General features: G+C 54.3%; 1 protein-coding gene. It reads left to right on the top strand.

The annotated features are described in order from the left end of the window. On the top strand, positions 1-470 hold a 470-nt coding region (locus LF95_RS22545), incomplete at both ends, for an autotransporter outer membrane beta-barrel domain-containing protein (RefSeq protein ID WP_143182164.1).

The raw sequence follows: 470 nt of genomic DNA on the forward strand, positions 1-470 counted from the left end.
CCCCTGGTTGCCTCGAATGACGACAATATGGATGGCTTGCTGGGCAAGGAAAAAACAACCCAGGTCTGGATGAGCAATTTTGGCAGCTGGAGCACGACGTCAGGCGGAAGCCAGGCCCATGACACGACCACGCGTGGGGGTGGTTTCATGATTGGTGCGGATACGAAGGTGCTTGATGACTGGCGCTTTGGTGTAGCGACCGGTTTTGGCCGTGACTCGATCCAGGACAAGAATGTGTCCTCCAGTGCGATGGTTGACAGTTACTATCTGGCGGCATATGGCGGCACCGAGATCCAGGCAACGTCATTGCGTTTTGGTGCGTTGCATGCTTTCCAGAAAATTGATGCCAAACGGTCGGTGGCATTTGCCGGTTTCACCGATAATCTGACGTCAGATTATGATGCCCAAACCACACAGCTTTTTGCCGAGGGGGCGTTGCGCATCAAACATCAGGAATCGCGCTTTGAGCC

It is taken from the genome of Thalassospira sp. TSL5-1 (assembly GCF_001907695.1).
Taxonomy (GTDB): domain Bacteria; phylum Pseudomonadota; class Alphaproteobacteria; order Rhodospirillales; family Thalassospiraceae; genus Thalassospira.